At 70.8% G+C, this 10,275-nt stretch carries 9 protein-coding genes; all 9 read left to right on the forward strand.

Features of this window, described 5'->3' with window-relative positions; all coding sequences use genetic code 11:
* Positions 1-1,038: MFS transporter (locus tag VFN12_RS13995; protein WP_325119334.1), on the forward strand; the 1,038-nt coding region annotated here is incomplete at its 5' end.
* The gene (locus VFN12_RS14000; protein ID WP_325119335.1) at positions 1,028-4,702 is read left to right on the forward strand and encodes a nitrate reductase subunit alpha; all 3,675 of its coding nucleotides are present in this window, start codon (positions 1,028-1,030) and stop codon (positions 4,700-4,702) included. The genes VFN12_RS13995 and VFN12_RS14000, both read left to right, overlap by 11 nt.
* Positions 4,703-4,883: 181 nt before the next feature.
* On the forward strand, positions 4,884-6,560 hold the full coding sequence (gene narH / locus VFN12_RS14005; RefSeq protein ID WP_325119336.1) for a nitrate reductase subunit beta: 1,677 nt from the start codon (positions 4,884-4,886) through the stop codon (positions 6,558-6,560).
* Positions 6,557-7,264, forward strand: a complete 708-nt coding sequence (gene narJ, locus VFN12_RS14010; protein ID WP_325119337.1) for a nitrate reductase molybdenum cofactor assembly chaperone — start codon at positions 6,557-6,559, stop codon at positions 7,262-7,264. Before narH ends, narJ begins: the two co-directional genes overlap by 4 nt.
* Positions 7,264-7,992 carry a respiratory nitrate reductase subunit gamma gene (narI, locus tag VFN12_RS14015; RefSeq protein ID WP_325119338.1) on the forward strand — a complete coding sequence of 243 codons (729 nt, stop codon included), beginning with the start codon at positions 7,264-7,266 and terminating at the stop codon, positions 7,990-7,992. The genes narJ and narI overlap by 1 nt, the downstream gene beginning before the upstream one ends.
* Before the next feature lie 10 nt (positions 7,993-8,002).
* Positions 8,003-8,335 (forward strand): cupin domain-containing protein, encoded by a 333-nt coding sequence (locus tag VFN12_RS14020; protein WP_325119339.1) that lies wholly within the window; start codon positions 8,003-8,005, stop codon positions 8,333-8,335.
* 19 nt (positions 8,336-8,354) lie between these two features.
* On the forward strand, positions 8,355-8,897 hold the full coding sequence (locus VFN12_RS14025) for a sigma-70 family RNA polymerase sigma factor (RefSeq protein WP_325119341.1): 543 nt from the start codon (positions 8,355-8,357) through the stop codon (positions 8,895-8,897).
* Complete coding sequence (locus VFN12_RS14030) at positions 8,894-9,535, forward strand: hypothetical protein (RefSeq protein WP_325119342.1); 642 nt, start codon at positions 8,894-8,896, stop codon at positions 9,533-9,535. The genes VFN12_RS14025 and VFN12_RS14030 overlap by 4 nt, the downstream gene beginning before the upstream one ends.
* A gap of 3 nt (positions 9,536-9,538) precedes the next feature.
* The gene (locus tag VFN12_RS14035; RefSeq protein WP_325119343.1) at positions 9,539-10,096 is read left to right on the forward strand and encodes a nucleotidyltransferase family protein; all 558 of its coding nucleotides are present in this window, start codon (positions 9,539-9,541) and stop codon (positions 10,094-10,096) included.
* The last annotated feature ends 179 nt before the right edge of the window (positions 10,097-10,275 follow it).

The raw sequence follows: 10,275 nt of genomic DNA on the forward strand, positions 1-10,275 counted from the left end.
CCCGTCATCGTCGGTGCCCTCGGCCGGATCCCGGTCGGTGCCCTGACCGACCGGTACGGCGCCCGGATCATGTTCCCGCTCGTGTCCGCCGCGACCATCGTGCCGGTCCTGTTCATCGGGCTGGCCGGCCAGGAGTCCTACGCGGCGCTGCTGGTCGCCGGATTCTTCCTGGGCATCGGGGGCACCGCGTTCGCTGTGGGCGTCCCGTTCGTCAATGCCTGGTTCCCGCCCGAGCGCCGTGGGCTGGCCGTCGGCATCTTCGGTGCCGGCATGGTCGGCACCGCCATCAGCGCGCTCACCACGGTGAAGCTGTACGAGGGGGTCGGTCAGACCGCTCCCTTTCTGCTGACGGCGGTCGCGCTGGCGATCTACGCCGTCGTCGCCTGGGTCGTCCTGCGTGATGCCCCCGGCCGCGTGGTTCCGCACGGGTCGCTTCTGCACCGCCTGGTCGCCAACGCCCGGCTCCCGATCTCCTGGCAGGCAGCGGTGCTGTACGCCGTGGCGTTCGGTGGGTACGTCGCCTTCTCGGTCTACCTGCCCGCCTACCTCAAGACCGCCTACGGCCTGGACCCCGCCGACGCGGCCAACCGGATGGCCGGGTTCGTGCTCGTGGCCGTCCTCATGCGCCCCGTGGGCGGCTGGCTCTCCGACCGGGTCGGCCCGGTCCCGGTCCTGGCCACGGGGTTCGCGGTCGTGGCCGTGTTTGCGGCCGTCGCCGCCGGGACCCCGATCCTCGAGCCCGTCGGGACGGTGGCCTTCCTGGGCATGGCCGCCGCGCTCGGCAGCGGGAGCGGCGCCACCTTCGCCCTGATCGCCCGCGTCACGGATCCCTCGCGCGTGGGCGGGGTGACCGGCCTGGTCGGGGCCGCCGGCGGCCTCGGCGGCTTCGCTCCACCGCTGGTGATGGGCTACGTCTACGGCCGCACCGAGTCCTACGCCATCGGTCTCGGGCTGCTGTCGGTGACTGCCGCCCTGACGCTGGTGCTGACCCTGACCGTCGTCCGCCGCACGGCACGAGGAGGATCACTTGAGCAGTGACACGGCTCGCCCGGGACTGGACTCCCCGCTGATCGAGGCCCTGGTCGGGACGCGGCGCTACTTCACCCAGGGAGAGGTGTCGCCGGACCGGCGTGCGCTCACCAAGGTGGGCGGTCGCGAGGCGGACGACTTCTACCGGGACCGGTGGAGCCACGACAAGGTGGTGCGCTCCACCCACGGCGTCAACTGCACCGGCTCGTGCTCGTGGAAGGTCTACGTCAAGGACGGGATCATCACCTGGGAGACCCAGCAGACCGACTACCCCTCTCCGGGGCCGGACCGCCCCGACTACGAGCCCCGAGGCTGCCCCAGGGGTGCTGCCTTCTCCTGGTACACCTACTCGCCGACCCGGATCCGCTACCCCTACGTGCGCGGCGTCCTGCTCCAGATGTACCGCGAGGCCAAGCGGCAGCACGGCGACGACCCGGTCGCCGCCTGGGCCCACGTCGTCGACCACCCGCTGCGCGCCAAGGCCTACAAGTCGGCCCGCGGCAAGGGCGGGCTGGTCCGTGCGTCGTGGGACGAGGCCACCGAGATGATCGCGGCGGCGTACGTCCACACGATCCAGAAGTGGGGCCCCGACCGGGTGGCGGGCTTCTCGCCGATCCCGGCGATGTCGATGGTCTCCCACGCCTCCGGCGCCCGGTTCACCCATCTGGTGGGCGGCTCGATGCTGTCGTTCTACGACTGGTACGCCGACCTGCCGGTCGCGTCGCCGCAGATGTTCGGCGACCAGACCGACGTACCGGAGTCGGGGGACTGGTGGGACGCGGGCTACCTGGTGATGTGGGGCTCGAACGTCCCGGTCACCCGCACGCCCGACGCGCACTGGATGACCGAGGCCAGGTACCGCGGCCAGAAGGTCGTGGTGGTCGCCCCCGACTACGCCGACAACGTGAAGTTCGCCGACGAGTGGCTGCCAGCGCGACCCGGGACCGACGCCGCGCTGGCGCTGGCCATGGGGCACGTGATCCTCAAGGAGTTCTTCGTCGACCGGACCACGCCGTACTTCGACGACTACGTGAAGCGGTACACCGACCTGCCGTTCCTGGTGAGCCTCGACGACGCCGGCGACGGCACGGTCACCGCCGGCAAGGTGCTGACCGCCGCCGAACACCCGCAACACACGACCGAGGAGAACTCCGCGTTCAAGGGTGTCCTGTTCGACGGCCGCACCGACGAGCCGGTCGTCCCCAACGGCGGTCTGGGGCACCGGTTCGGCCCGAGCGGGGAGGGGCGCTGGAACCTCGACCTCAAGGGGATCGAGCCGAAGCTGGCGCTCGACGACACCTCGACCGAGACCGCCCGGGTGCGGCTGCCGCGCTTCGGCGAGCTCGACGGCGCGCCCGGCGAGATGGTGCGCGAGGTCCCGGTCCGCCGGGTGGGGGGCCGGTTGGTCACGACCGTCTACCACCTGATGCTCGCCCAGTACGGCGTGGGCGCGGCCTACGACGACGCCGAGGCGCCGTACACGCCGGCCTGGCAGGAGCCGATCACCGGCGTACCGGCCGCTGCGGCGACCCGGATCGCGCGCGAGTTCGCCCGCAACGCCGAGGAGTCGCGCGGTCGGTCGATGATCCTCATGGGCGCCGGCACCAACCACTGGTTCCACTCCGACACGATCTACCGCTCGTTCCTCGCCCTGACCACGCTCACCGGGTGCCAGGGAGTCAACGGCGGGGGATGGGCCCACTACGTCGGGCAGGAGAAGGTGCGGCCCGTGACCGGCCACGCCCATCTGGCCAACGCCCTGGACTGGAGCCGCCCGCCCCGCAACATGATCCAGGCCGCGTACTGGTACCTGCACACCGACCAGTGGCGCTACGACCAGTTCTCCGCGGACACCCTGTCGGCGGTGACCTCCACCGGACAGCTGGCCGGCCTCGGCACCGCCGACGTGGTCGCCAAGAGCGCCCGGATGGGCTGGATGCCGTCGTACCCGACCTTCGACCGCAACCCCCTCGACCTGTGCGACGAGGCCGCCGAGGCCGGCAAGCCGGTCGGCGAGCACGTGGTCGAGAAGCTGCAGGACGGGTCGCTGCGCTTCGCCGGGGAGGCCCCGGACGCCCCCGAGAACTTTCCGCGGATCCTGGCGGTGTGGCGGGCCAACCTGCTCGGGTCCTCCGCCAAGGGCAACGAGTACTTCCTCAAGCACCTGCTGGGAACCACCGCCTCGCTGCGCGCCACGGAGACGCCCCCCGACAAGCGGCCGCGCGAGGTGACCTGGGTGGAGGAGGCGCCGGAGGGCAAGCTCGACCTGCTGCTCAGCCTGGACTTCCGGCAGACCTCGACGACGATCTTCAGCGACGTCGTCCTGCCCGCGGCGACGTGGTACGAGAAGCACGACCTGAGCACGACCGACATGCACCCGTTCGTCCACTCGTTCAACCCGGCGATCGCGCCGCCGTGGCAGACCCGCACCGACTGGGACGCGTTCCGCACGATCGCCAGGAAGTTCTCAGAGCTCGCCGGGCCGCGGCTCGGCGTGCGCAAGGACGTGGTCGCGGTCCCGCTGACCCACGACACCCCCGACGCGATGGCGACCCCTCACGGCCGGGTGCGCGACTGGAAGCTCGGCGAGTGCGCCCCGGTGCCGGGCGTGACCATGCCCAGGCTGGTCGAGGTCGAGCGCGACTACGGCGCGGTCGCGGACAAGTACGACGCGGTCGGGCCGCTACTGGACTCCCTCGGCACCACGACCAAGGGCGTCACCTATGACGTCAGGAAGCCGATCGAGCACCTGCGGGCGAAGAACGGCGCGATCCGTGGCGGCGCCGCCGACGGGCGCCCGTCGCTGGTCCGCGACGTGCACGTGTGCGAGTCCATCCTCGCGCTGTCCGGCACCACCAACGGCCACCTCGCCGTCCAGGGGTTCAAGACCCTGGAGAAGCGCACGGGTGTCCGGCTGCACGACCTCGCCGCAGAGCACGAGGGCAAGCAGATCAGCTTCGCCGACACCCAGGCGTCGCCGCAGCCGGTGATCACGTCGCCGGAGTGGTCGGGCTCGGAGTCGGGCGGGCGGCGCTACTCGCCGTTCACGATCAACGTCGAACGGCTCAAGCCCTGGCACACGTTGACCGGGCGACAGAGCTTCTACCTCGACCACGACTGGATGGCCGAGCTGGGGGAGAACCTCCCCGTCTACCGGCCACCCCTGAACATGGCGTCGCTGTTCTCCGAGCCGGACGTGGGCGACGTCGGGGAGCTGGGGGTGACGGTCCGGTACCTCACGCCGCACAGCAAGTGGTCGATCCACTCGGAGTACCAGGACAACCTCTTCATGCTCTCCCTCTCCCGTGGGGGCCAGACGATCTGGATGAGCGACGCCGACGCCGCCAAGGTCGGTGTGGCCGACAACGACTGGATCGAGGCGGTCAACCGCAACGGCGTCGTCGTGGCCCGCGCGATCGTGTCGCACCGGATGCCCGAGGGCACGGTGTACATGCACCACGCCCAGGACCGGCTGATCGACGTACCCCTGAGCGAGACCTCCGGCAACCGCGGTGGCATCCACAACTCGCTGACCCGGCTGCTGATCAAGCCCAGCCACCTGATCGGCGGCTACGCCCAGCTGACCTTCGCGTTCAACTACCTCGGGCCCACCGGTAACCAGCGGGACGAGGTCACGATCATCCGCAAGCGCAGCCAGGAGGTGCAGTACTGATGTTCACCAGCCACCCCGAGCCGGAGGTTGAGGTGCCAGGAGCGTCAGCGACGAGCCTCGAGACCCAGGAACCGTGGGCACACGCGGTACCACCCTGTCCACCGTCCTGCCGACTTGCAGGGGTTGCGAGGCTCAGGCCCGGGAGGCCTTCGCGCCTCAACCTCCTGGAGGGGTGCCGAGCATGAGAGTCATGGCCCAGATGGCGATGGTGATGAACCTCGACAAGTGCATCGGCTGCCACACCTGCTCGGTCACCTGCAAGCAGGCGTGGACCAACCGGGCCGGCACCGAGTACGTCTGGTTCAACAACGTCGAGACCCGGCCCGGGCAGGGGTATCCGCGGCGCTACGAGGACCAGGACACCTGGCAGGGCGGCTGGGAGCTGAACAAGCGCGGCCGGCTCAAGCTCAAGGCCGGTGGCCGGTTCAAGAAGCTGATGACGATCTTCTCCAACCCCAAGCTGCCGTCGATCGACGACTACTACGAGCCGTGGACCTACGACTACGCCACGCTCACCGACGCACCAGCGCAGGAGCACACGCCGGTGGCCCGGCCGAAGTCGCTGCTGACCGGCCAGGACACGAAGATCACCTGGTCGGCCAACTGGGACGACAACCTGGGCGGCTCGCAAGCGACGTTCGACCACGATCCGGTGCTGAAGAAGGTGTCGGCGGAGGTGAAGAAGTCCTTCGAGGACGCCTTCATGTTCTACCTGCCGCGGATCTGCGAGCACTGCCTCAACCCGTCGTGCGCCGCGTCCTGCCCGAGCGGTGCGATCTACAAGCGCACCGAGGACGGCATCGTCCTGGTCGACCAGGACCGGTGCCGGGGCTGGCGGATGTGCGTGTCCGGATGCCCCTACAAGAAGGTGTACTTCAACCACCGCACCGGCAAGGCCGAGAAGTGCACGTTCTGCTTCCCGCGGATCGAGGTCGGACTGCCCACCGTGTGCTCGGAGACCTGCGTGGGCCGCCTCCGCTACATCGGCCTGGTGCTCTACGACGCCGATCGGGTGCTGGAGGCTGCCGCCACCCCAGACGACCACGACCTCTACGAGGCCCAGAGGTCGGTCCTGCTCGACCCCAACGACCCCGACGTGGTGCGGGCCGCCGAGCGGGACGGGATCCCCCACGACTGGGTCGAGGCCGCGCAGCGCTCGCCGATCCACGCACTGATCAACACGTTCAGGGTGGCGCTGCCGCTGCACCCGGAGTACCGCACGATGCCGATGGTCTGGTACATCCCTCCCCTCTCACCGGTCATCGACGTGGTGAAGGAGACCGGCGAGGACGCCGAGGACGCCGGCAACCTGTTCGCCGCGATCGACGCCCTGCGGATCCCGATCGAGTACCTCGCCGAGCTGTTCACCGCCGGCGACGTCGCCCCGGTCGACGCCGTGCTCCAGAAGCTCGCGGCGATGCGTTCCTACATGCGCGACATCAACCTCGGCCGGGAGCCGGACGGGTCCATCCCCGAGCGCGTCGGGATGAGCGAGGAGGAGATGTACGACATGTACCGGCTGCTCGCGCTGGCGAAGTACGACGAGCGGTACGTCATCCCTCCCGCTCACGCCGAGCAGGCCCACTCGCTCGAGGAGCTCGCCACCGAGTGCTCCCTCGACTACGAGGGTGGACCCGGGATGGTGGCCTCGGGCCCGTTCGGCGAAGGATCGGGGGCGCCCGTGCCGATCGCGGTCGAGAACTTCACCATGCTGAAGAACCGCCAGACCGCCGACACCATCGCCTCGCCGGAGGACAAGGGGTCGCGCGTCAACCTGCTCAACTGGGACGGAAAGGGCACGCCGGAGGGACTGTTCCCGCCACGATCGGACGCGCCGCGGGGAGGGGAGCCCGGATGAGGACGAAGCACCCGCCCCCGGACTGGGCGTCGGACCAGCTCGCCGCCACGTGGCAGTCGGCGTCGCTGCTGCTCGGCTACCCCGACGCACGGCTCAGGGAGCAGCTGCCGATCGTGCGAGCGGCTGCAACCCGCCTCCCTTCCCGTCTGGGGACGCCGTTGCTGGAGGTGGTGGACCACCTCGAGCGCAACGATCTGCAGGTGCTCCAGGAGGCCTACGTCGAGACCTTCGACACCCGGCGGCGCTGCAATCTCTTCCTCACCTACTTCGCGCACGGCGACACCCGCAAGCGAGGGGTGGCGCTGCTGCGGTTCAAGCAGACCTACCTTCGCTCGGGCGTCGCGCTCGACGCTCAGCCGGACACAGGGGCCGAGCTGCCCGACCACCTGTGCGTCGTGCTGGAGTACGCCGCGACGGTCGACCAGGAGCAGGGGTGGCGGCTGCTGCTGGACCACCGGGCGGGGCTCGAGCTGCTGCGGCTGTCGCTGCTCGAGCAGGAGAGCCCGTGGGCGGGCGCGGTCGCTGCCATCTCGGCCACGTTCCCGCCGTTGCGCGGAGACGAGCGAGACGCCGTCCGCGCGCTCGCCGCGGAGGGGCCGCCCGCCGAGGAGGTGGGGCTCACGCCGTACGGCGGCCCCGCGTTCGACGCGACCCTGGCCGAGGCCACCGTCGACCTGCCCATGCCCCGTGTGCGAGGTGGGTGATGGACCAGTTCCTCTGGGTGGTCGTCCCCTACCTCTGCCTGGCGACGTTCGTGATCGGCCACTTCTGGCGCTACCGCTACGACAAGTTCGGCTGGACGACGAGGTCGAGCCAGCTCTACGAGGACCGGCTGCTGAGGCTGGGCTCGCCGCTGTTCCACTTCGGCATGCTCGGAGTCGTGGGCGGCCACGTGATCGGCCTGCTGGTGCCGGAGTCGTGGACCGCCGCGCTGGGGGTCGGCACGGAGACGTACCACCTCGCCGCCGTCGCGGGCGGTCTGGTCGCAGGAGTGATGACGCTGGTCGGCCTGGCAATCCTGGTCTACCGGCGTCGCACCGTCGGGCCGGTGTTCTCGGCCACCACGGTCATGGACAAGGTGATGTACGCCTTCCTGGCCGTCGTCATCGCCCTGGGCATGTGGAACACGGTCGCCGGATCGATCCTGTCGGTCGGCGGGCACTACGACTACCGGGAGGGGGTCTCGGTCTGGTACCGCTCCTTCCTGGCCTTCCAGCCCGATGCCTCGCTGATGGCGGACGCCCCGGTCGGCTTCCAGCTGCACGCGCTCGTCGCGTTCGGCCTCTTCGCGCTGTGGCCGTTCACCCGCCTCGTGCACGTCTTCAGCGCCCCGGTGGGGTACCTCACCCGGCCCTACATCGTCTACCGCAGTCGCGAGGACCGGCTCGGCAGCCACCGACCACGCCGTGGTTGGGACCAACCGGTCCGATGAGGAGGAATCCATGGAATCGACGTCACTGCCCCGGCTGGCGGAGGAGAAGCTCGCTGCCGCCCGGGAGTCGAGCAGCGGCCGTGCCGCCGAGACGGTCTTCGGCGGCCGCCAGCACGACATGCGCCAGACCCTGATCGCGCTTGCCGCGGGCCATGCGCTGAGCGAGCACGAGTCGCCGAGCGAGGCCAGCCTCCAGGTGCTGTCCGGGGAGGTCCGGATCAGCGCGGGCGACCAGGCCTGGTCCGGCACGACCGGCGACTACCTGGTGATCCCGCCGCTACGGCACGACCTGCATGCGGTGAGCGACGCCGTGGTGCTGCTGACGGTCGCGACCCGCGCCTGAACTGTGCCACCGTTGACGGGTGGCAACAGACCAGGGTGAGGAGCAACGACGAGCCCGCTTCGAGGCGCTCGCCCGCGAGCTGATCGATCCGCTGCGGCGCTACCTCGCACGTCGTACCGACCCGGCGACGGCCGACGACGTCCTCTCGGATGCGCTGCTGGTCTGCTGGCGCCGGCTGGACGACGTTCCCGACAACGCACTTCCGTGGGCCTACGGCGTCGCCCGCAACTGCCTGGCCAACGCGGAGCGGGGCGAACGGCGGCGCGAGCGGCTGGTCGCGAGGCTCTCCGTCGTGGCGCCGCCCGAGCAGGTGGCCGCGCCCGACGACCGGGACGGCGAGCTGTTGGAGGCGATGGCCGCGCTCCGTCCGGAGGACGCCGAGCTCCTCCGACTGTGGGCCTGGGAGCAGCTGACGTCCGCCGAGATCGCCACGGTCCTCCAGGTCTCGGCCAACGCCGCCAGCATCCGGTTGCACCGGGCGCGGGAGAAGTTGCGTGAGGAGCTGCGAAAGATCCAGCAGGTGGCCGGACATGAGCAGTCGAGAGAGGGGAGAGGGTCGTGAGCGACGAGCACGACGAGCTGCGTGCCCGGCTGAGCGCCGCCGATCCCGCCTCCTCCCTGCCCCGGTCCGACCCGGACCGGGTGGCCCGACTGCTGGAGGACACGATGAGCCACCCCGAGACCCCCACCGACTCCGACCGCCGGCGCGGCCCGCTGACCTGGCTGGTCGCGGCTGCCGCAGTGGCGATCATCGCCGGGGTGGGCGCCTTCGCCCTGGTGAACGGCACCGAGGAGGCCGGATCGCCGGTCGCCGGCCCGGACCCGAGCGGCTCGACGAGCGCGTCCGGGACCACCGAGCTGCGGGCGCCCGGCGCCGAGGCGATCTCGGGCCGCTGCCTGCCTCCGACAGCGGACGTGCTGGCGGAGGCCGACGTCGCCTTCGACGGCACCGTGGAGCAGATCGACGAGGGTCTCGTGACGCTCCGTGCCACCCGTTGGTACGCAGGCGAGCCGACCGACCTGGTGACGGTGCGCGGCCCCTCGGAGGAGCTCCAGCAGCTGCTCGTCGCCGTCGACTTCCAGGACGGCGGCCGCTACCTGGTCGCTGCCTCGGACAACGGTCAGGTCATGGTCTGCGGGTTCAGCTCGGACTTCTCGCCGCGGCTGCAACGGCTGTACGGCCAGGCGTTCGGTCAGTAGGTGATGGGTCACCACGGGCTGCTCCTGGCTGCCGGTGCCGGCACCCGGATGGGTCAGCCCAAGGCGCTGGTGCACGACGGCGACGGCACCTCCTGGCTCCGGCGCAGCGTCGGGGTGCTGCGCTCGGGTGGTTGTGATCGCGTCACCGTCGTCCTGGGCGCGCGCGCCGACGAAGCCACACATCTCCTGGAGGGCACGGGCGTCACGGTGGTGGTGGCCGATGACTGGGCGGAGGGGATGGGTGCCTCCCTGCGGGCAGGGCTGCACGCCCTGGCCGGTTCCGACGCCCTGGCCGCCGTCGTGATGCTGGTCGACCTCCCCGACGTCACCGCCGAGGTCGTGCGGAGCGTGACCGCCGTTGTGACCGGGCCCGGCCAGCTCGCCCGGGCGTCGTACGAAGGCAGGCCGGGCCACCCGGTCGTGATCGGTCGCGACCACTGGGCCGCGGTGGCCGACTCCGTGGCCGGTGACCAGGGGGCGCGCACCTACCTGGCCGGCCACGGGGTGGTCGACGTCGAGTGCGGGACGCTCGCCAGCGGCCGTGATCGGGACCTTCCCTGAGGTTCGGGTCGTGGACACCGCGACGGGAGATCCGCGGGCCAACGCCCGGGGACGAGAAACCGGCCGGGTCGCTCCCCCGTGGGCAACCCGGCCGGTCGGCAGTGAGCGGGTCTCGGGTCCCGCAGCACCACGCTCTGGATGACTGTCGTGCAGAGACTCCCTGCCGCGGGCTTCTCACT

It is taken from the genome of Nocardioides sp., from assembly GCF_035703625.1.
Classification (GTDB): domain Bacteria; phylum Actinomycetota; class Actinomycetes; order Propionibacteriales; family Nocardioidaceae; genus Nocardioides.

What these genes read in the sequence shown, in the direction of transcription:
- narH (WP_325119336.1), top strand. Translation starts at nt 4,884, where the DNA reads ATGAGAGTCATGGCCCAGATGGCGATGGTGATGAACCTCGACAAGTGC.
- narJ (WP_325119337.1), top strand. Translation starts at nt 6,557, where the DNA reads ATGAGGACGAAGCACCCGCCCCCGGACTGGGCGTCGGACCAGCTCGCC.
- narI (WP_325119338.1), top strand. Translation starts at nt 7,264, where the DNA reads ATGGACCAGTTCCTCTGGGTGGTCGTCCCCTACCTCTGCCTGGCGACG.
- VFN12_RS14020 (WP_325119339.1), top strand. Translation starts at nt 8,003, where the DNA reads ATGGAATCGACGTCACTGCCCCGGCTGGCGGAGGAGAAGCTCGCTGCC.
- VFN12_RS14035 (WP_325119343.1), top strand. Translation starts at nt 9,539, where the DNA reads ATGGGTCACCACGGGCTGCTCCTGGCTGCCGGTGCCGGCACCCGGATG.